We start from the raw sequence: 21608 nt of genomic DNA on the forward strand, positions 1-21608 counted from the left end.
GAGTCGAACCCCCGACCTTGTCATTACGAAGACGACGGGATTTGGCGAGGACGGGGGACTGAAAAAGAGGACTTCGCGCTGCCGCGTGAAATGCGCACAACGGTGACGGCGAGTTGCTCAGGCTGGACTTGGTTGAGATCAATCAATCCGCGCGCGAGGGGGATCTATCGCACCCTGATTCGGGAAGGCCTGTCAGAGGTCACGGAGGGCCACCCGCTCCCAATCGGGTTCACTCACCCGCGAAGAGGGACAACCCTCCGTCGCTCATACCGGGACACCTGCCACCCTCTCCTCGGGCACCCGGGGCAGGGTAACGATGAAGCGCGCGACCCCCTGCGCGGAGCTCGCCGTGACATCACCCCCATGCGCCCGCACGATCGCCCGAGTGATGGCAAGCCCGAGGCCAAGACCACCGGTCGAGTCCTGATACCTCGGCCTGGCGTCATCCGCACGGTAGAAACGCTCGAATACGCGCGTCAGTTCCTCCGGGAGAATCGGCTCCCCCGTGTTCTCGACCGAGACCGACACGGTCGAGTCGTGCTCGGCGATGCTTACCCCAACACGGCCGCCTTCGTCGGCATGCCGGACCGCGTTGGACAGCAGATTGCTGAATGCCCGCCGCAGCATCAGGCGATTACCCCGGACCATGGCCCGCCCCGACGTGATCAGCCGCACGCCCTCCTCCTCGGCCAAGGCATCGTAGAACTCCAGCAATTCGCTCATTTCCTCGTGCATCCGGATGTCCTGGACCGACGGCAAGGAAAGCCCGTTGTCTGCCTTCGCGAGGAACAGCATGTCGCCGATCATGCGCGACAGCCGGTCGAGCTCCTCGCTGCTCGAGGCCAGGATCTCCTGATACTCCCTCTGACTGCGGGGCTGTGACAGCGCGACCTGGGTCTGCGTGAGCAGATTGCTGACCGGCGTACGCATCTCGTGGGCGAGATCGGAAGAAAAGTTGGACAGCCGCCGGAAGGCCTCCTCGAGGCGATCGAGCATGCAGTTGAGCTCGTAGGCCAGCCCGGTCAGTTCACGCGGGGCCGCGTCCTCCGGCAGGCGGTGGTTGAGCTGCGATGCCGTGACGGACGCTGCCCGCTCCTCGATCAGCCGCAATGGCGCCAGGCCGCGGCGGGTGGCTCGCCAGCCGAGAAAGCCGCTGAGGATGGCGGCGACGGGAATGAAGGCGGAGAGCGTGCGGCTGTAACGCTCCATGAAGCGCTCGTGGTGATCGATATTGATCGCCGCGACGACGATCATGGGCTTGAAGTCGGGCAGGGCGGGCTGGACCGCCTTGACCAGTCCGCGATATCGCGACCCATTGTCCCACCACGAGAAGACTCTCGGCGTCGAGCCGTTGGCCAGGTTACGCAGCTTCTCGCCCGGGAACGCGATATCCCCCGGCGACAGGATCGGGTTGCCGTCGGCCGTCTCGACGAACACCTTCAGCTCGGGGTCGCTTCGGAACATATCCACCACGGCACTCTGCAGGGCGGTCAGCTCCTCGGCCGCCGGCGGACGTTTCAGCAGACGCTCGAGCACATTCACCTTGCTCTGAAGGATGTCGCGGTCCATCTCCACGAAGTGGCGCTCGACCGCCGTGTGCAGTACCCAGGCGAGTCCCAGCAATACGGAGGAGGACACCAGGACGAACAGCAGGGTCAGGCGGGTGGTAAGGGAGGCAGGAGGTCTCATGCGCCCCCCTCGACCTCCATGACGTAACCCATGCCACGGATGGTCCGGATCAGGCGGGTATCGAAGGGTTCGTCGATCTTGCGTCGCAGGCGACGTACGGCGACCTCGACCACGTTGGTGTCGCTGTCGAAGTTCATGTCCCAGACCTGGGACGCGATCAGCGAGCGCGGCAGCACCTCGCTCCGGCGGCGCATGAATAGTTCGAGCAGCGCGAATTCCTTGGCGGTGAGATCGATGCGCTGCCCCGCCCGGGTCGCCCGATGACCGAGCAGATCCAGCTCCAGATCGGCGACCCGCAACGTGGTCGGTTCCGGCTCGACCCGCCCGCGACGCAACAGGGTGCAAACCCGCGCCAGCAGCTCGGAGAAGGCGAACGGCTTGACCAGGTAGTCGTCCGCGCCCAGCTCGAGACCGCGGACCCGGTCCTCGACCTGGTCGCGGGCGGTCAGAAACAGCACCGGCATGTCGCGGCCACCGCGCCGCAGGGTCTCGAGGATCTGCCAGCCGTCCATGTTCGGCAACATGACGTCGAGAACAACCAGGTCGTGATGTCCGGTCAGGGCCTGATGCAGTCCCTCCACGCCATCCGTCGCCAGGTCGACGGTATAACCGGCCTCGGTCAGGCCCTGCTGCAGGTACGTGCCGGTTTTTCGTTCGTCCTCGACGATCAACACCTTCATGCCGTTCTCCCGTTCGGTCCCAAGGGCATTCTGCCACTGCGTCATGATCCCCGCTCCGGATTACCGAGTTGTAATGTCCCGGTCAGGTTCCGGACAGGCCAGCGGACTAAGGTCATTCCCAAGAGCGGGGCGAGCAGGTGCCCGCCCCGCGCGATGCTGCATTCTCTCGAACGGAGGCAAACCATGAAAGCACTCTCCAAGACCGTTCTTGCCCTGTCCATGGGACTCGCCACGACATCCTTTGCCGCCGAGACGCCCCAACCGAACATGCCCGGCGGGATGATGGGCATGGCGAACAGCACGATGCCAATGGAGCGCATGCAGGAAAACGTCGAGCGCATGCGCTCGCAACTCGACCAGGCCCAGTCCGCCCAGAACGATGAAGAGCGCCGCAAGCTCATGCAGGAGTACATGCAGACCGTTCGCGAGACCATGGGCATGGCGGACAGGGCGATGCCCATGGCGCGCATGCAGTCGAACGTCGAGCGGATGCAGTCGCAACTAGAGCGGGCCCAGTCCGCCCAGAGCGAGGCGGAACGTGACGACGTCATGCAGGAATACATGCAGACCATGCGCGAGAACATGGGCATGGCCCGGCAGATGCAAGGCGGCATGAGCCGACAGATGCGAGGGCAATCCCGGCCGGGGGCAACGGAGTACTGCGATCGCGGCCAAGGAACGATGGGTAAGGGCATGATGGGCCGCAGCCCCGGGGGCCAGGGCATGATGGGCTCGGGCATGATGCACGGCGGCTCGAATCAGGGGGCCATGGGCCCGGGCATGATGGGCCACGGCAAGGGCTCGATGGGCTCGGGCATGATGGGCTCCGGCATGATGATGGGTCCTGGGATGGGAGCGCGCTGTGCCCAGCAGGGATCGACGCCCGCGCAGTCCGGACCAATGGCCGGCGGGGCGCCTTCCCGCATCGATCGCCTAGAACGTCAGGTGCAGCAGATGCGCGAGCAGATGCAGCGCATGCAGTCGATGAACGACTGAATCGCACTCACCCAGGAAAGGACAGCCCCGCCCTCCACCGCCAATGGCCCCGGTCGTCATCGCGACCACCAGCCGGTGGAGGCGGACGTCGACATGACAGGGGCGCGAGCGTCCACACCTCCTCCGCCCCTGCGCCTACATGGAGTGCATTCAAATGAGCCCTGAACGCCTGAAAAAGCTGCTTCTCCCGCTTGCCTTCGCGCTGCCGTTCGGCGGCGCCCACGGGGCGCCCACGGTGTACATCCCCTTGGGGAGCGGCGACGAAGTCATTGCAGTGGACGCGGCCACCGACGAGATCACCGCCACCTATACGGGGCTCAAGAATCCGCACGGACTCGTGGCGACCCCGGACGGCGAGTACCTGGTGGCAGGCAGCCTCTCGGAACGGCCGCTGGCCGAAGACGAGGATGCCGAGACGCCCAACAGCAAGCTCTATCTCGTCCACCCCGTGCACGGGCACGTAATGATGACCATTCCGGTGGCCGGCTGGACCCATCACGAGGCGATCACCCCCGACGGCCGCTACGTGGTGTCCACGCACCCGACCCGCGGCGGGGTTAGCGTCGTGGACCTGCGCGACAACCAGGTGGTCGAAACCATCCAGACGGGGCCGGCGCCGAATTACACGCTGATGGCACCGAACGGGAAGACTGCCTTCGTCAGCAACAGCGGGAACGGCACCATCAGTGAAATCGACCTGTCCAACTGGACGGTCAAGCGCACGCTCCAGGGCGGCCCCTCGCCCGAGCATCTGGTGCTGTCGTCGGACGGCCAGACGATCTACGCAACCAACCCCCGTGCCGGCACGATCTCGGCCGTGTCGGTGGACTCGGGGAAGGTGACCGAATCGTTCCACATCGGTGACGGCCTGCACGGCCTGGACATCGGCGATGACGGAAAGACGCTGTTCGCCAGCGCCAGAAGCGAGGACAAGCTGGTCGCGATCAACCCGGCCACCGACGAGCGCCGGACGTTGACACTCTCCCCGGCCCCCTACCACCTCGATACCATTCACGGCACCGGCAAGGTCTACGTCTCCAGCAGCAACCGGCCGGTCATCTGGGTCGTCGATCAGACAACCATGAAGCGGGTCGGCACGATCGACCTGCCTGGGGGCGAAGCCCACCAGATGGCGGTGGTTCCCTGACGCTTCCGGATCGGCGTCCCGGGCAGGCTCGCACCGCCTGCACGAGTCGACGCACCGGCTGATCCGTCGCGGTGTGACGCGAGAGCCACCACCGGATGCGAGCAACACGATCATTGCACCAACGAGGTTCCGGCATGAGCCACCAACTGCACGCAGAGTATTTCACCGACATCCTGTGCATCTGGGCCTACGGTGCCCAGATCCGGATCGAACAGCTGCAACAGGACTTCGGCGACGAGGTCACCATCACGCCGCGCTATATCCCGCTGTTTGCCTCCACGGACGAGCGCATCGGAGAAGGATGGCGCGACCAGGGCAGCTTTATCGGCTTCGGCCGACACATCCGCGAGGTGGCGCGTGACTGGGACCATGTCGAGGTGCATCCCGATATCTGGACGGGGGATCCGCCTGCCTCGTCTACCAGTGCGCACCTGCTGATCAAGGCGGTACAGCTGCTCGAACAGAATGGCGAACTGGATCACGCGGAGACAGAGGACTCCCCTTCCGAGGCACTGGCCTGGAACCTGCGAAAGAGCTTCTTTGCAGACAACGCAAACATCGCTCGGCGCGACGAGCAGCTCTCCATTGCCACATCGATGGGCCTGCCCATCCCGGCGATCAACGACATGCTGGATTCCGGGCAGGCACACGCAGCCCTGCACGACGACATGGAGGCTCAACAGCGCTACCAGGTGGCCGGCAGTCCCACCCTGGTACTCAACGAGGGGCGGCAGCGGCTGTACGGCAACGTGGGCTACCGCATTATCGAGGCCAACGTTCGCGAACTGCTCCACAACCCCCAGTCAGGTGAGGCGAGTTGGTGCTGACACCGATGCGCCCCGCACACTCGATGCGCCGTGTCGACATGTTCGGCTGGACTTGCCTGTGGCCCGATCCCGACAACGCTGGCGGTAGTTCGCTAGCGTGGTGTCGATGATGGCCCTCCGGTCGGTTATGCCGGCCGGACAACAAGCCCACTGACGTCCACAGGGTAGCGGTCATGTCGAATCATGCACGGCACGGCATCCAGGCTCACGGTGATCATCTGCCTTCCAGCGGACCGGGGATGCTGATCTCGGCCTGGCTGACGGGCACCTACTTCTTCGTCGAGATGGGGATCGGTCTCTGGACCGGCTCCATTGCCGTGATCTCGGACGCCTTCCACACCTTCTCCGCGGTTGGTGGCGTCCTGGTCGCGATAGTCGCCGCCCGGCTCGCCCACCGTCCGGCTGACGAGGACCATAGCTTCGGCTGGTATCGGGCCGAAATCATCGGTGCGTTGGTCAACGGCGGCTTTCTGCTCGCCATGGCCTTGCTGGTGCTGGTGATGGGGGCCATGCGCCTTTCCGATCCGATCGACCTGCCGACGGGGCCGATGCTCGCCGCAGCCGCCGGCGGGCTTTTGACCGAATTCATATCGTTGGGTTTGATCTGGAAGCAGAGCCGGAGCGATCTGAACGTGAGGGGTGCGCTGTGGCACATCCTCCAGACCTTCGTGGGCAGCCTGCTCATTATCGTGACGGCGCTGGTAATCCACTTCACGGGCTTTCTCCTCATCGACCCGATCCTCGGCATGGGGTTCGGCGTGGTCCTGCTCTGGGCGAGTTGGGGCATCCTGCGAGATGCAGCCCATTTGCTGATGGAGGGCACACCGGCTGGCATTGAACTGGGCGAGGTCGTCGAGGCGCTGGTAGCGCTCGATGGGGTTGCCGACGCCCACCATGTCCATGCCTGGGCACTGACTAGCGGGCGATACGTCTTCTCCGGTCACCTGCGAACCGTCGACGGCGTGGACCCGCAGGCCGTGCTGGAGTCTGGTCAGAAGCTACTGAAAGAGCAATTCGGTTTCTTTTTCGTCACGCTCCAGGTGGAGGCGGCCGCGCTGGACGAGAGCAGCGAGGGGGCTGTCGACGTGACACCCGGGCCGGTGTCGGGCCGGGACGAGCCGTGAAAACGACCACCCTGACTCAGACGTGGTCACGCGGACGACGGTGACGGCCGCTGGCCTCCGTGTCGGCCGGATGCAACCCGTCGCCCGGGGCGCCGGCCAACGCGAGCATGCGGGTCTCGACCCCGCCACGGACGCGGCAACGGAGCGACCAGGAATCGCCACGGCTCGCGCACCCGGTTCGGCCGCGCGGCAGACAGTGGACCATCCATCGCGGGGAGGCCAAAAAGCCAGCACATGGAACACACCGTTCTCACCGGAGTGATCATACTTCTGGCCGCGTCCGTCGTCGGACTGGCCGTATTCGCGCGACTCGGGCTGCCGGCACTGCTGGCCTATCTGGTCGTGGGCGTCATCGTTGGCCCCCACGGCCTGTCCTGGCTACCGCACACGGCAGACATCCACTTCCTTGGTGAATTCGGGGTGGTGCTGTTGCTGTTCACGATCGGCCTGGAATTTTCGCTGTCCCAACTGTGGTTGTTGCGAAAACAGGTCTTTGGCGTTGGCGGGGCGCAGGTCTCCGTCAGCGCCGCCGTCGGTGCCGGCCTGGCGTGGCTGTTTGGCGCTGAACCATCCGCCGCCTTCGTACTGGGCGGCGCCCTGGCGCTTTCCTCCACGGCCGTGGTCAGCCGGGAGCTGGCCCGCCGGGACGAGATCGGCCAGCCCCATGGCCGGCTATCGGTGTCGGTGTTGATATTCCAGGACCTGGCCGTTGTTCCCTTTCTGATCCTGATCCCGGTCCTGGGGGGTGATGCGGATACCGGGGCGTGGCAGGCAGTGACTGCGGCGCTCGCTCAGGGTGCGCTGGTCGTCGTACTGATGCTGGCGACGGGACGCTGGATCTTGCGACCACTGTTCCGCCGTCTGGTTGCCTACGGCTCCCAGGAGATCTTCCGGCTCACGGCGCTGCTGTTCGCCCTGGCGGCCGCCTGGGTCACCGAATACGCCGGGTTGTCGCTCGCGCTGGGGGCCTTTCTGGCCGGCGCCATGCTGGCGGAAACGGAGCACCGGCAGCAACTACAAATGGAGATCACCCCGTTCCGCGATGTGCTGCTGGGACTGTTCTTTGTCGTCATCGGCATGATGCTGGATCTGCAGGCCGTCGTGCGCTGGCTGCCCTGGGTGCTGCTGGCCCTAACCGTGCTTCTGCTCCTCAAAACGCTCACCACGACGCTCCTCGGCCGGATGCTGGGTGTGCCGAGGGGCACGGCCATGCACGCGGGCATCCTGTTGTCGCAGGGTGGCGAGTTCGGCCTTGTGCTGGCCACGCTGGCGGCGGCGGAAGGCCTCCTCGATGAGGCGGTGGTGCAGGTGATCCTGGCGACGATCATCCTCAGCATCGCCCTGACCCCGCTGCTCGCCCGATGGGCGGAACCATTGTCAGATCGGCTCTGCTTCGCGCACGGTCCGGCAAATCGATGATCGGTCCCGGGTGTCGCGCGTCCTCGACGACCAACATCCTCGTGCGGCTCTCCGATCCACGCAGGGCGTACTGCGCCTTCCGAGACCGCTGCCCACCCAGATTACCGCGTTGTAATCCCCGGGTCAGGCACGAGACAGACGGCAGGACTAGGGTTGGCGATAGGATCCAAGCATCAGGCGCGAGGAGTCTTCATCCGTCCCGCCTTGATCCTCAGCCAACGGGAGATTCGCCATGAGAGCGCGTTCCAGGACGTTGATCGCCGTCGTCAACGGCGCCGACCATAGGCGACGTTTCCAGCGGCCCAATGCAAGTGGCCAGGACCCGGCCCAGGGGTGCCAAGACCGACCATCGAGCCGGTTGCCTGATCAGACAATGACGGAGGAGTTGAAATGGATCGACGTCGCTTCCTGAAGAACAGTCTCGCCGCAGCAACTGCCGCAACGTGGGGCAGCGCCGCGACCGGAAGGGCCTGGGCGCGCCCGGCAGAGCGCCCGATGTTGCCCCTGCCCGGCCTGGTCGACGTGGAGAAAAGCGGTCGCCTCGACCTCACCGCACAGCAAGGTAGGCACACCTTTGGCTCAGGCACGGTCTCGTCCACGCTCGGCTACAATCAGGATTACCTCGGCCCGATCGTCCGGGCACAGCGCGGGCAGGACGTTGCGGTGCGATTGCTGAATGGGCTCGATGAGCCGCTGGCGACGCACTGGCACGGCCTGCTCGTCCCGGGTGAGGTCGACGGCGGCCCGCACCAGGCAATTGATCCCGGGGCCGTATGGGAACCCGTTCTTCCGATCGATCAACCCCCATCCACCGCATGGTTCCACGCCCATACCCATCCGCACACGGCCAGACAGGTCTACGCGGGACTCGCCGGCGTGTTCCAGATCGACGACGGGCGGGACGACGAGCGCGGCCTGCCGCACGAGCATGGCGTGGACGACTTCACCCTCGTCATCCAGGACCGGCGCTTCGACCCGTCGGGACGTCTGGACTATCGACTGGCCATGATGGACCGAATGCACGGCTTCCGGGGCGACCACATCCTGGTCAACGGCGCCCCCTACCCCCGCGCCCGGATGCCTCGCTCGATCGTCCGCCTGCGACTGCTGAACGGATCGAATGCCCGCATCTACCACCTACACTTCGACGATGGTCGCCCCATGCACGTCATCGCCAACGACTCGGGCTATTGGCCGAAGCCGGCGGCAGCCACCGAACTGCGTCTCGCCCCGGGCGAGCGCCTCGAAGTACTGGTCGACTTCCGCGACGGGCGAGAAGCCGAGCTGGTGACCGGCCCCGACCAGAACCAGGGCGGCCCGGGGATGATGGGCATGATGAGCGGCCTACGTTCGACCGCTTCTGCGCTTCTCGAAGGCGATATGCCGGTGCTGTCCTTCCACCCCGCTGGCGAGAAGGCCAAGGTCGACCGACTGCCAGAGACCATCGACGACGAACTGCCCGCGCCACCGACGGCATTCGCCCGGCGCCGTCACTTCACCCTCGACATGATGCTCGGCGGCATGCCGATGATGCGCGGCATGATGGGCGGAAGCGGCGGCCCGACCATGGGCATCAACGGCCGACCGTTCGACATGCAGCGCATCAACGAACAGGTAGGCCTTGGCACGACCGAGCACTGGACCATCGAGAGCAACATGCTGATGCACCCATTCCATATCCACGGGGTGCGTTTCCGGGTACTCACCGATGAGGCCGGACGTTCACCGCGGCTGGAGAACCGCGGCTACAAAGACACCGTGCTCGTGGATGGACGCGTCGAGGTTGCCGTGGACTTCACGCAACCGGCCAGCCGGGAAACACCCTTCATGTACCACTGTCACATCCTGGAGCACGAGGACGCCGGGATGATGGGGCACTTTAACGTTTCCTGACCGGTAGGCGGGCTCGCCACTGACATTCACCAACAATCCCGACGGGAGGAACGAACATGGACTACGCACATTTCATGGGATTCGGAGGCGGCTTCATGTGGATCATCTGGGTGCTCTTGATCGGAGTCGTCGTCTGGCTGCTTTTCGCCATCTCGCGACAGGATCGCTCCCTGGAATCCCCCAGCCCCAAGGAAATCCTCGACCGGCGGTATGCGAGAGGCGAGATTGACGACGAGACCTACGAGCGCATGAAAAAGGAGCTTGACTGACCCTCCTTGAATCGCTGGACGAGTCTGCGATTCACCAATGCCCGTTGGCGATCCAGCAAGGTGGCCACCCGAACCAGATTCGTCTCTGCCAACCAACCTCCCGCCGCACGCCTGGGCGTCCGCATGGCATCGAGCCACATAAAGTAGGCCGCCTGAACATCAGGCGGCCTTTTCTCTCTCAGACGAGGCGATAGTGGCCGTCAGTCGGCCCCGAGCGCTTTCTCCATACGCTTATGAGCCTCGATACGCTCCTCGGCCATCTTCTGCTGAAGATTACCGATCTCGCGCGACTTCTTCTTGATCGCCTCGTAATCCGGCTCGTCGGTCAATTGCAGGCGATAGAGCTCCCGCTGCCTCTCCTGCATCTTCTGCATGAGCTCGACCTGCTTGTCGTGCTGCTCCTCCTGAACATCCCGCAGGCGGTCGCGCTGCTGGTCGGTCAATCGCTGACCGCCCGCACCCCACTCGGGAACATAGCCACCACCATAACCGGGGCCCATCATCCCGGGACCGTAACCACCGCCTTGACCAGGGCCCATCATGCCGGGGCCGTAGCCTCGCATCATCATGCCGGGGCCATAGCTACTGCCCCGACCCATCATGCCGGGGCCATAGCCACCGCCGTAACCGGGCCCCATCATCCCCGGCTGACAACCACCTCGATAGCCGGGCCCCATCATGCCGGGGCCGTAACCACCACCCGGACCCATCATGCCCGGGCCATAGCCACTGCCGAAGCCGGGGCCATAAGGCCCGGAACCACCCATCATCCCGGAGCCGTACATGCCTTGCCTCGGCATGTGCTCATCGCTGAGGGCAGCAGGCGCCGCACCGGCGACAACAACAGCAAGGGCACAGGCGGACAGTTCGCGAACAAGTCTGACTTTTCTCATGACACTTCTCCCTCCTTCCGGATTGAAGGCCGTTTCGGATCTACGGAACGACGCCGCCGACCATAGCGATTGCTGTCGCCATAACTCAACGTGGTCAATCCCGCACATTCGAACCTTAGAAGCCCTGCCCGATGCTTCCCACTCCCCCCAAGCCATCTGACAAAAATGTAATCCGCCGGTCAGGCCGATGACAGAAAACCCGGCTGACAAAAACGTAATCCGTCGGTCAGGCGGGTGACAGGCCAGCGCACTAAAGTACTTGCAACGCATCGGGAGGCAGGCGCTTCCCCCACGCACCGCCATCAAGAGGACGACAGGCATGAACCGACGACAGACCCTGCTTGCACTCGCGCTGATGCCGCTGATGGCGAATGCAGCCGGCAATCATGGCGGCGGCCATCAGGAGACGACCGGCACGGCGGGCGACCCGGCACAGGTGGATCGCACCATCGAGGTCACGATGAGTGACCGGATGCGGTTCGACCCGGCGCGGATTGACGTGAAGGCCGGCCAGACCATCCGCTTTGCCGTGAAGAACACCGGCCAGCAGCCCCACGAAATGGTCATCGGCTCGCTCGACAAGTTGAAAGAGCATGCCGAGAAAATGCGCCGCAACCCCGGCATGAAGCATGAGGAACCCAACATGCTGCGGCTGGATGGCGGCGAAACGGGGGAGGTCATCTGGCACTTCGCCTCGCCGGGCGAGGTGGACTTCGCCTGCCTGATACCCGGGCATCTCGAAGCCGGCATGAAGGGGACCATCGACGTCCAGGCCGCGCCCTGACCCCCGGCCCGCGAAACGCCCCGCCACCGAATAAACCACGCTTTCCGTACGACGGAGGGAGACAACAATGGACCAGTACGAAACCCTGACCGGGAAGGGCCACTCTCGGCGCCGATTCCTGCGCAACGTCACATCCATGAGCGTCCTGGCGGCGCTGTACGGCTATGGTGGCGTGAGCCCGGCCCTCGCCTGGCCGCAGGTCGGCAACCATGAAGCCGAGCGCTTGGAGGATGGCGATACCGACATCTTCAACCTGGTGATCGATCGCACGCCGATGAAGATCGACGGCAAGCCGGCCAACCCGATCACCGTCAACGGCACCGTGCCGGGACCGGCGATCCGCATGCGCGAGGGCCGCAACGTCCGCATCCGGGTGCAGAACAAGCTCGATGAATGGACCTCGATCCACTGGCACGGAATCCTGCTGCCGTTCCAGATGGATGGTGTGCCCGGCGTGACCTTCGAAGGCATCCCGCCGAAGGACACCTTCGAGTACTACTACCCGCTCAAGCAGGCCGGCACGTACTGGTATCACAGCCACTCGGGCCTGCAGGAACAGCTGGGACACTACGGCCCGCTGATCGTCGAGCCGGCCGAGCCCGAACCGTTCGACTACGACCGCGACTACGTGATCATGCTGTCGGACTGGACCTTCGAGGATCCGCACGACGTCTTCCGCAACCTCAAGGTGGCCGAGGGCTACTACAACTACCAGAAGCGCACCGTCGAGGATCTGCTCGAGGACATTCAGAAGAAGGGCTGGTCGCAGACCATGCGCGAACGTGCCATGTGGGGCGAGATGCGCATGAGCTCGCGAGACCTGCTCGATGTCACCGGCAGCACTTACACCTATCTGGTCAACGGCCGCTCGCCCAACGACAACTGGACCGGCCTGTTCAAGCCGGGCGAGAAGATCCGCCTGCGCGTGATCAACGGTTCGGCGATGAGCTTCTTCGACGTGAGCGTTCCCGGCCTGAAGATGACCGTGGTGCAGGTCGACGGCCAGAACGTCGAGCCGGTGCCGGTCGACGAGTTCCGCATCGGCGTGGCCGAGACCTACGACGTGATCGTCGAGCCGGACGACCAGCAGGCCTACACCATCTTCGCCGAGGCCATGGATCGCAGCGGCTTCGCGGCCGGCACGCTGGCCACCGAGGTCGGCCTGACCGCCGAGATCCCCGAGCCACGCTCCATCCCGTCGCGCGGCATGGAGGCCATGGGCATGGACATGAGTAACATGGACATGGGTGGCATGGACATGGGCAACGGCGGCATGGAGATGGGTGACCAGTCCGGTGGCATGGACATGGGCGGCCAGTCATCCGGCATGCAAGGCGACCAGGCCATGAACGGTCAGACGTCGCATGCCGGCATGGCGATGAACAATGACGATCCCGCCAAGGGCGGCATGAACATGGCCATGGACTCGAAAGGAGGCAAGGCACCCTGGCCGCTGGCCGATCGCGACATATCGCACGGTCCGGACGATCATGGCCCCGGCGCGGCGATGGTCGCCCGGAGTCCCGGCAACCGGTTGAACGATCCCGGCATCGGCCTGAAGAGCACGCCGGAGCACAAGGTGCTCGTCTACGACGACCTCAAGGCACTGGCGCCCTGGCCCGACCCCCGCGAGCCGGAACGCGAGATCGAACTTCATCTCACCGGCAACATGGAACGCTACATGTGGTCGTTTGACGGCGAAAAGTTCTCCGAGGTGGACGGCCCGATCCAGTTCCACCATGGCGAACGGCTGCGGCTGATCCTGGTGAACGACACCATGATGGATCACCCGATCCACCTGCATGGGATGTGGATGGAGCTCGAGAACCAGCACGGCGATCTGCGGCCACGCAAGCACACCATTTCCGTGAAGCCCGGCGAGATGGTCTCCGCGCGGATCACCGCCGACGCCCCGGGGCACTGGGCGTTCCACTGCCACCTGCTCTATCACATGAAGGCCGGCATGTTCCGCGTCGTATCCGTCGCCTAACGTTTCAGAGGAGCACAATTGATGATCACCAACCGACACCTTTATATGACCGTTGGCGGCCTGATGAGCGCGACTCTGCTGGCCGTCATGCCCCTCGCCGCCACGGCCGATGGCCAGGCGCCGTTTGCCGTTGAAAAGGGCTGGGCGCCTCCGGTGGGCGACGAGCCGCATGGACGATTCCTGATCGATCGTCTCGAATACGCCGCCGGCGACGACGAGGACAGCGTCAACCTCGAGTTCAAGGGGTGGTACGGCGGCGACTACAACCGGATCTGGATCGAAGGCGAGGCCGAGGACGTCGTCTCCGGTGGCAGCGGCGGGGCCATCGAGAATCTCGACCTGCTCTACGGCCGACTGATCTCGCCGTACTGGTCCGTCCAGGCCGGTGTGGGCTACCAACTCGAATACGGCCCAGGGCCCGATCCCGACCGCGGTTACGCCGTGCTCGGCCTGCAAGGTCTCGCCCCCTACTGGTTCGAAGTGGACACCAACCTGCGCCTAAGTGAGGACGGCGATGCCTGGGCCGACTTCGAGGCCGAGTACGACTTCCTGCTGACCCAGAGGCTCGTCCTGCAGCCGCGCTTCGGCACCATGGTCGCCTTCGACGAAGTCGAGGAATTCGGCGTCGGCCAGGGCATCAACAACGTCAAGCTGGGCTTGCGCCTGCGTTACGAGATCAAACGCGAGTTCGCACCCTACGTCGGCGTGAGCTGGAACAAGAAGCTCGGCGACACCGCCGACATGGCCGAGGCCGAAGGCGAGGACACCGGTGACTTCCGGGTGCTCGCCGGCGTGAGGATGTGGTTCTAGGTCGACCGCAGGCGACCGATCCTCAACCCACCGGCCCGTTGCCGGTGTGACCCGCGCACCCGCGGACCCCGGGGGCGTGCCGTTTCCGTCCGCATCCGGGCACGATCGCCACCGGTGTGCTTGAGTAGTCCCACCACCATTGAATGACGACCGAGGAGACCGCGATCCATGAGCCAGGACTCTCCGTCCGTCCATGCGCATCATCACCATGACAGCCGTGAGCATGACCATTCGGGTCACGATCACTCGGGCCATCATGGCGGCCACCATGGCGGGCATGACCACGGCGCGATGATCGCCGACTTCCGGCGCCGCTTCTGGGTCTCGCTGGCCCTGACGGTGCCGATCCTGCTGCTCTCGCCGATGATCCAGGGCTTTCTGGGCCTGGAGGCCGCCCTCGACTTCCCCGGCGACCGCTACCTGCTGTTCGCCCTGTCGATCGCGGTGTTCTTCTACGGCGGCTGGCCGTTCCTCACCGGGCTGGTCTCCGAGCTCCGCGGGAGGGCGCCGGGGATGATGACCCTGATCGCCCTGGCCATCAGCGTGGCCTTCCTCTACTCCTCGGCCGTGGTCTTCGGCCTGTCCGGACGCATGTTCTTCTGGGAGCTGGCCACCCTGGTCGACGTGATGCTGCTGGGCCACTGGATCGAGATGCGCTCGATCATGGGGGCCTCCGGGGCACTGGAGGCACTGGTCAAGTTGATGCCGGCCACCGCCCATCGCCTGACCGACAGCGGTGATACCGAGGACGTGCGCGTCGACACCCTCGAAAAAGGCGACCGGGTGCGGATCAAGCCCGGTGAGAAGATCCCCACCGACGGGCTGATCGTCGAGGGCCGCTCGAATCTCAACGAGTCGCTGCTGACCGGCGAATCCAGGCCCGTGAGCAAGGGACCGGACGACGAGGTCATCGGCGGGGCAATCAACGGTGAGGGCTCCCTGACCATCGAGATCCAGCGCACCGGCGAGGCGACCTACCTCGCCCAGGTCATCGAGATGGTGAAGAAGGCCCAGGCCTCGCGCTCGCGCACGCAGGACCTGGCCAACCGCGCCGCCGCCTGGCTGACCTACATCGCCCTGACGGTGGGGGCGATCACCCTGATCACCTGGCTGATCCTCGGCTACGCCTTCGACTTCTCGCTCGAACGCATGGTCACCGTCATGGTGATCACCTGCCCGCACGCCCTGGGACTGGCCATCCCGCTGGTCATCGCGGTATCGACCAGCAAGGCGGCCCGCAACGGCCTGCTGATCCGCGATCGGGCCGCTTTCGAGCGGGCGCGGAACACCGACGTGTTCGTCTTCGACAAGACCGGCACGTTGACCGAGGGGCGCTTTGGTGTCAGCGACGTGGTGCCCCTGGGCGACCGCGACGAGAACGAGGTGCTGGCGCTGGCCGCGGCACTCGAGTCCCGATCTGAGCACCCGATCGCCGTGGGCATCACCGAGGCGGCCGCCGAACGCGACATCGCGCTGTCGGAGACGAGCGATTTCGAGAACCTGCCCGGTGAGGGGGTGCAGGCGCAGGTGGACGGTGCCAGCGTGCGGATCGTGAGCCCGGGCTATCTCGAGCGCGAAGGCATCGCCATCGACGACGACCGGATCGAGCGACTCGCCGAGCAGGGCAAGACGGTGGTCTTCGTCCTGGTAGACAACCAGCCGGCCGGCGCCATCGCCCTGTCGGACATCGTCCGCGAGGTCTCTCGCGAGGCGGTCGACCGGCTCCGAGCCATGGGCATGCAGTGCATGATGCTCACCGGCGACTCCCAGCCCGTGGCGAAGGCGGTGGCCGACGAGCTGGGGCTGGACGACTTCTTCGCCGAGGTGATGCCCGACCAGAAGGCCACGCGCATCCGCGAGCTCAAGGAGAAGGGCCTGTCGGTGGCCATGGTGGGCGACGGCGTCAACGACGCCCCGGCGCTGACCGAGGCGGATCTCGGCATCGCGATCGGCGCGGGCACCGACGTGGCGGTCGAGTCGGCCGACATCGTGCTGGTCAACTCCGACCCGCGCGACGTCGCCACCGTCACCGAGCTCTCGGCGGCCACCTACCGCAAGATGATCCAGAACCTCTGGTGGGCGGCCGGCTACAACATCGTGGCCATCCCGCTGGCCGCGGGCGTGCTCTACGGCGTGGGCTTTCTGATGCCCCCGGCCATCGGCGCGGCGGTGATGTCGGTCTCCACCATCGTGGTCGCGATCAACGCCAAGCTGCTGGAACGGTTCCAGCCCGCCTCAGGTCCGACCCATGAACGCCGTTTGGTCGACTCGGCTGCATAGCCGCCGAGACCACCGACAAACACTCAGGTGGAGGCTGCAATGCCAAGTGCGAACATTTTCCTGGAATCGACGATCACCTGCCCCGAGTGCGGCCATTCGCAAACCGAGACCATGCCGACCGACGCATGCCAGTGGTTCTATGAATGCGTTGGGTGCCAGACCTTGCTACGCCCGACGCCGGGCGACTGTTGCGTGTTCTGCTCTTACGGCAGCGTGCCATGCCCACCGATCCAAGGCGACTACGGATGTTGCGAAGCAAAACCCAACAGAACTTGAGCGGGGCCTCCACTTCGTTCAAGTCCACGTAAACGGATCGTTCGGATCCACATTCTGCTTGCGAGTCTTGCGAAGCTTCTTCTTTCCGCTTGGCGGTGTCGGCAACGACCTCGGTAAAACGTCTAGAAAAAGCATGAGGCAAGTCCCCCGTCTCAGGATGGGGGCTATTGTCCGTTAACGAATGGCGTCACCTGCGCTACGACATCCCCGCGTTCGGGGACGTCCGCACGGACGTGTCTTTCGGGTGACCGCCACCACAAGGCCATGACGATCGATTCCGAAGGCCTACACCGGGGACCAGGATGAGCAAAGAGAACGACAGATCGACCACCTACCAGGAAGGGAGCCTCACCCTGCCCGGAGCGGTGATGCTGGGCACTGGCGTCATGATTGGTGCCGGCATCTTTGCCCTGACGGGGCAAATGGCTGAGATGACCGGCGTGCTGTTTCCCCTCGCCTTTCTGTCCGCGGCGGTCATTGTGGGCTTCAGTGCCTATTCCTATATAAAAATCTCGAACACCTGGCCATCTGCCGGCGGCATTGGCATGTACCTCTACAAGGCCTACGGAAACCGTTTGCCGACAGCATTCAATGCCTTGTTGATGTATTTCTCGATGGTCATCGCTCAAAGCTTCCTTGCACGAACCTTCGGATCGTATTCCGTGCAACTTTTCGGTGGAGATGGATCCGGCAGATTGGTATCCATTCTCGGCGTGTCACTCATTATCGCCGCCTTCCTGATCAACCTACTGGGCAACCGCCTCATTCAGGGAGTTGCCTCGCTCATCGGCATTCTCAAGATCGGCGGCATTTTACTCTTCGGCCTGGTGGGGGTCTGGCTCGCTGACAGCATCACCGTTGATTTCTCGAGCACCGGTGAGGCGGGAACCATCGGGAATTTTCTCGGCGCCACCGCGCTGGGCATCCTGGCCTTCAAGGGTTTCACCACGATTACCAACAGTGGGTCCGAAATAAGCGACCCCCATCGAAACGTCAGCCGCGCGATCGTTATTTCCATCGCCGCCTGTGTCGTCATTTACACCCTGGTTGGCTTTGTCGTCGCCAGCAATCTGTCATTGGCCGAAATCATAGAAACGAGAGACTATTCACTGGCGGCAGCAGCTCGACCTGCCCTGAGCGAATACGGTGTTTGGTTCACGGTCATCATCGCGATGATGGCGACGGCGGGCGGCATCCTCGCAAGCATCTTCGCCGTCTCACGCATGCTTGCAATGCTGACCGAGATGAAACTGGTTCCTCACCGGCATTTCGGGATGCCTGGTAGCATCCAGAAACATACCCTGGTTTACACCGTCGTCCTGGGGATCCTCCTGACGGCGTTTTTCGATCTTTCCCGGATCGCGGCCTTAGGCATCGTCTTTTACCTGGTCATGGACATCGCTATCCAGTGGGGTGTGCTTCGTTATCTAAAGACAGAGGTAGATGCGCGGGCATGGGTTCCCGCTATGGCCATTTTCCTGAACCTGCTCGCTCTGTTGGGCTTTGTCTGGGTGAAACTCAACACGGACCCGTTTGTGCTCGGCGTGGCGGTAGCCGCGATGATTGCCATCGCGGCAGCGGAGTGGTTTTTCCTGCAAAGGGTCTGGGGACGAAGTCACTCGGACGACGAAGAGAAACGCACGCCCGAGCATCACGATTAAGTGACCGATCACCGACTTGATATGTCGATCGACGCAGCCGGTTCAGACGACCCAAGAGAAGAAGCCATGCCCAACGGCATGATCACCCTCCAGTCGGCAATCACCTGTCGAGCATGTGGGCACTCAGCAACTGAGACCATGCCCACTGACGCCAGTCAGTAGCTCCACGAGTGCCAGAACTGTGGGGTGCTGCAACCTGTCCTTCCCCAGACCATCCGATCCGGAGTCCTCCCATCTCGTCGCATCCAATCTCATCTCATATCATCTGATATCAACTCATATCTGAGGGGATTACACCGAATCCGCGGATCTCACCCAACTGCGCCCCCTCATGGATACCCATGACAATTTGCCTGAAGGGCCGACCGACCCCGAACGACCTCAATGAACCGCGTGAGCCGACTGCCGAGGACGACCGGGTCCTGGCTTGGCCACTGGATGTGAGGATTGCGCCGGCATCAGCGGCTCCCTGAGCCATACCTCGATGGCGACAAGCGAGGTGACTCGGAGGTCACCCATGCGACGGAGAAAGGGAAGATCTGGGGCGTGACGTCGTAGGGTCGCGACCGAAATGTCCAGAAAGTCAATGATCGTCTGGTCACCGACCAGGAATCCGACATTCGTTGACGGACGGCTTGGCAGGCAAGCCCAGGCAGGCATCGTCAAAGCGGCATCGCCGGATGCCTCGGATCGTCGGAATGTTGGGCCTTCCGACTCCTCCACCTGCACACTGCCTTGGCCAACTAGGTGCGCCGTCCAGCCCATCAGCGCGGTATCCGAAGTGATTCGCTTCTCCCCGATCCGGCGAATCACCGAGAGCTCGTCCGCATGTCGGTGGACGTGGACCACGGAAACGTTCAGAACCTCGACAATCGCCTGGTCGCCCGTGTAGATGGTGGTCATCGAAAGATCTCCTGTTAGTGGGTGAGACCCATTAGCGGACGACAGGATTTGGCGAGGAGAGGGAGACTGAAAAGGAGGGCTTCGCGCTGCCGCGTGAAATCCACACAGCAATGACGACGAGTTGCTCAGGCTGGACTTGGTTGAGACCAATCAACCCAATCAAGGGCCGTCAGGAGGCCGCCGCGCACGAGCCGAACCTGTGTTACCTGACTTGGGAAGGCAGGCTCAGAGGTCGCGAAGGGCCACCGGCACGGTTTCCTGCCCGTCGGACAGGCGGGCATCGGCGATGGCGTTCGACCCTTGGTCCTCCGCCATCTCGACCAGTTGCTCATAGATGTCAGGCGGCACGCAGTAGAAGACCTTCTGATCGCGATGCAGGATCCTGACCGGGTGCCCCTCGGCCTCCTCAAGGACCTTTATCGGGTTTTTCTTCAGCTCACTGATGCTGGCTACCAAGCTCGTCATGATTCGCACCTCGCGATCGTCTCAACCATCAATTAGACAGGTCTCCCCGCGGGATGCAAGCCAACAAAAAGGCCCCGCCCGGTTCGCTCCAGGATCGCCCTTGATGGACGTCCTGGCCGACCGTCTGGCGGGGCCTTCTCTGCCTCTTTTGAGGCCTGCACGCGTGTGCATTCTGTGTGCAAAACGTGTGCAAATCGGTTGATTTCGAGTGATATCTGGTGATGGCGTCAGCTATAGGAAACGCCCGAAATCAAGGACTTGTGGTGCCGGAGAGAGGAGTCGAACCCCCGACCTTGTCATTACGAATGACCTGCTCTACCAACTGAGCTACTCCGGCGCGGGACCGGGCATTCTTGTCGTTTTCCTCTGGCTTGTCAATTCGCTACCGGCGCGGCCTTTTCGAGCTCGCCGATCATGCGATTGCGGGCCGCATACAGTCGTTTCTCGAGCGCCGGGCGGCGTGTTTCCCAGTCACGCCACATCGCCTCGAACTGGGCGTCCTGCCAGGCCGAGAGCCGGATGATGTCGTCGCGCACGCCGGCGAAGGTCTGAGTCAATGGCCGGGCCTGCTTGCCGGGACGGGCGAGCGGGGCGGGCAGCGTGTCGGTCAACAGCCAGCCGCCGTAATCGGCCAGGTGCGCGCGGAAGACCACCAGGTCGTGCAGGTCGCCCAGCCAATCCTGGATGGTCTTGAGGTCGACCAGCATGGGGTCGACCGCAGCAAAGGGCTCGTTCATGGGTTCGATCAAATAGCGCAGATGCTTGACCTGGATGCGTGCGGCGTGGAACCCCGAACGACCGACCGACAGGTCCCGCTCGATGTACTCGGTCATCATGGCGACCTGGCTCGCGAACCAGCGGTCGAACGGCATAGTGTCCTTGCGTGCCCGCGGCTTGAGGCCGGGCTTGACGTCGAACACCAGCTCGACGTCCGCCGGCTGACGTGCCTCGGCGAGACGACGTATCCGAGCCGCGACATCGGCGCCGTCGGCATCCCGGGCCACGCGATCGAGCAATTCCAGCATCACCTCGTGATCACGCATCGGGCTGCTGGCCCTAGCCAGCGCCTTGAGGCGCCGCCGTGTCGACTTACGCGTTCGAACCACGTCGCGCGACAACCGCAACCAGACACGCAGGCGCCGCAACTCGACCCGCAGATCGTGCAGGGCCTCGGGATCATCAGCGGCCGCCTCTAGATAATGGACCCAGGCGCGACGAAAAACACCCTGCTGGGCGCGAATGAGCACGGCAGCGACCTCGCCGGCCGGCTGGGCGAGGAAATCGGCATCCAGTTGCCGAGCGTGCTTCTTGGCCTGCCCCATACCCTTCTCCTCCGGCCCTTCTCCTCCGGCATTGGTGGCGGAACTCCGAGCCCCTGACTCATGTCTTCCCCGAGGCGGCATGCCGCCGGCTGAGTCGGAACGATGCCGAGCGCTATCGGATTCGTGCCGACCTTCCCTTCCGTCTATCATGGCCCACCGACCGCCATCCATCAAAGACTT

The 21608-nt window shown here is 64.0% G+C and carries 19 protein-coding genes and 1 tRNA gene; 13 read left to right on the forward strand and 7 right to left on the reverse strand.

The window, feature by feature from the left end:
* Positions 1 to 264: 264 nt before the first annotated feature.
* A complete protein-coding gene (locus tag LV475_RS09840; RefSeq protein ID WP_136866703.1) occupies positions 265 to 1689 on the reverse strand; it encodes a heavy metal sensor histidine kinase in 1425 nt (474 codons plus the stop codon).
* On the reverse strand, positions 1686 to 2369 hold the full coding sequence (locus tag LV475_RS09845) for a heavy metal response regulator transcription factor (protein ID WP_136866773.1): 684 nt from the start codon (positions 2367 to 2369) through the stop codon (positions 1686 to 1688). Before LV475_RS09845 ends, LV475_RS09840 begins: the two co-directional genes overlap by 4 nt.
* 183 nt (positions 2370 to 2552) lie before the next feature.
* Between LV475_RS09845 and LV475_RS09850 the strand changes: the two genes are divergently transcribed.
* The 7 genes from LV475_RS09850 (at position 2553) to LV475_RS09880 (ending at position 10044) form a co-directional block, all read left to right on the forward strand.
* Positions 2553 to 3365, forward strand: a complete 813-nt coding sequence (locus tag LV475_RS09850) for a DUF4175 domain-containing protein (protein ID WP_136866704.1) — start codon at positions 2553 to 2555, stop codon at positions 3363 to 3365.
* A 154-nt stretch (positions 3366 to 3519) separates the two neighbouring features.
* Positions 3520 to 4512: a YncE family protein gene (locus LV475_RS09855; protein ID WP_136866705.1), complete on the forward strand. Its 993-nt coding sequence runs from the start codon at positions 3520 to 3522 to the stop codon at positions 4510 to 4512.
* Between the two features lie 134 nt (positions 4513 to 4646).
* Positions 4647 to 5339, forward strand: coding sequence for a DsbA family oxidoreductase (locus LV475_RS09860; protein WP_169303567.1), 693 nt, complete (start codon positions 4647 to 4649; stop codon positions 5337 to 5339).
* A 173-nt stretch (positions 5340 to 5512) separates the two neighbouring features.
* Entirely contained in the window at positions 5513 to 6463 is a 951-nt protein-coding gene (locus tag LV475_RS09865; RefSeq protein WP_136866707.1) for a cation diffusion facilitator family transporter, read from the forward strand.
* A 234-nt stretch (positions 6464 to 6697) separates the two neighbouring features.
* A complete protein-coding gene (locus LV475_RS09870; RefSeq protein ID WP_136866708.1) occupies positions 6698 to 7882 on the forward strand; it encodes a cation:proton antiporter domain-containing protein in 1185 nt (394 codons plus the stop codon).
* A gap of 390 nt (positions 7883 to 8272) precedes the next feature.
* Positions 8273 to 9775 carry a multicopper oxidase domain-containing protein gene (locus LV475_RS09875; protein WP_136866709.1) on the forward strand — a complete coding sequence of 501 codons (1503 nt, stop codon included), beginning with the start codon at positions 8273 to 8275 and terminating at the stop codon, positions 9773 to 9775.
* A 56-nt stretch (positions 9776 to 9831) separates the two neighbouring features.
* Entirely contained in the window at positions 9832 to 10044 is a 213-nt protein-coding gene (locus LV475_RS09880) for an SHOCT domain-containing protein (protein ID WP_136866710.1), read from the forward strand.
* 200 nt (positions 10045 to 10244) lie between these two features.
* Here the strand turns inward: LV475_RS09880 and LV475_RS09885 are convergent, their stop codons facing one another.
* Positions 10245 to 10937 carry a Spy/CpxP family protein refolding chaperone gene (locus tag LV475_RS09885; RefSeq protein WP_169303568.1) on the reverse strand — a complete coding sequence of 231 codons (693 nt, stop codon included), beginning with the start codon at positions 10935 to 10937 and terminating at the stop codon, positions 10245 to 10247.
* A gap of 319 nt (positions 10938 to 11256) precedes the next feature.
* Between LV475_RS09885 and LV475_RS09890 the strand changes: the two genes are divergently transcribed.
* The 6 genes from LV475_RS09890 to LV475_RS09915 all read left to right on the forward strand — a co-directional run bounded on the left by LV475_RS09890 (position 11257) and on the right by LV475_RS09915 (position 18738).
* Positions 11257 to 11721, forward strand: a complete 465-nt coding sequence (locus tag LV475_RS09890) for a cupredoxin domain-containing protein (protein ID WP_136866712.1) — start codon at positions 11257 to 11259, stop codon at positions 11719 to 11721.
* 67 nt (positions 11722 to 11788) lie between these two features.
* Positions 11789 to 13711 carry a copper resistance system multicopper oxidase gene (locus LV475_RS09895; RefSeq protein WP_250106224.1) on the forward strand — a complete coding sequence of 641 codons (1923 nt, stop codon included), beginning with the start codon at positions 11789 to 11791 and terminating at the stop codon, positions 13709 to 13711.
* Between the two features lie 63 nt (positions 13712 to 13774).
* A complete protein-coding gene (locus LV475_RS09900) occupies positions 13775 to 14521 on the forward strand; it encodes a copper resistance protein B (RefSeq protein WP_211238789.1) in 747 nt (248 codons plus the stop codon).
* 168 nt (positions 14522 to 14689) lie between these two features.
* Positions 14690 to 16801, forward strand: a complete 2112-nt coding sequence (locus LV475_RS09905; RefSeq protein WP_136866714.1) for a copper-translocating P-type ATPase — start codon at positions 14690 to 14692, stop codon at positions 16799 to 16801.
* A 39-nt stretch (positions 16802 to 16840) separates the two neighbouring features.
* Positions 16841 to 17077 (forward strand): GDCCVxC domain-containing (seleno)protein, encoded by a 237-nt coding sequence (locus tag LV475_RS09910; RefSeq protein WP_136866715.1) that lies wholly within the window; start codon positions 16841 to 16843, stop codon positions 17075 to 17077.
* 302 nt (positions 17078 to 17379) lie between these two features.
* Entirely contained in the window at positions 17380 to 18738 is a 1359-nt protein-coding gene (locus tag LV475_RS09915) for an APC family permease (RefSeq protein ID WP_136866716.1), read from the forward strand.
* Positions 18739 to 19119: 381 nt separating this feature from the next.
* Here LV475_RS09915 and LV475_RS09920 read toward each other — a convergent pair whose 3' ends face one another.
* The 4 genes from LV475_RS09920 to LV475_RS09935 form a co-directional block, all read right to left on the reverse strand.
* Positions 19120 to 19641 (reverse strand): hypothetical protein, encoded by a 522-nt coding sequence (locus tag LV475_RS09920; protein ID WP_136866717.1) that lies wholly within the window; start codon positions 19639 to 19641, stop codon positions 19120 to 19122.
* Positions 19642 to 19866: 225 nt separating this feature from the next.
* Positions 19867 to 20106: a type II toxin-antitoxin system Phd/YefM family antitoxin gene (locus tag LV475_RS09925; RefSeq protein ID WP_136866718.1), complete on the reverse strand. Its 240-nt coding sequence runs from the start codon at positions 20104 to 20106 to the stop codon at positions 19867 to 19869.
* Positions 20107 to 20367: 261 nt separating this feature from the next.
* Positions 20368 to 20443, reverse strand: a tRNA-Thr gene (locus LV475_RS09930).
* Positions 20444 to 20480: 37 nt separating this feature from the next.
* Complete coding sequence (locus LV475_RS09935; RefSeq protein WP_169303569.1) at positions 20481 to 21428, reverse strand: CHAD domain-containing protein; 948 nt, start codon at positions 21426 to 21428, stop codon at positions 20481 to 20483.
* Between the last annotated feature and the right edge of the window lie 180 nt (positions 21429 to 21608).

This window comes from Guyparkeria hydrothermalis (assembly GCF_023555375.1).
Lineage (GTDB): Bacteria > Pseudomonadota > Gammaproteobacteria > Halothiobacillales > Halothiobacillaceae > Guyparkeria > Guyparkeria hydrothermalis.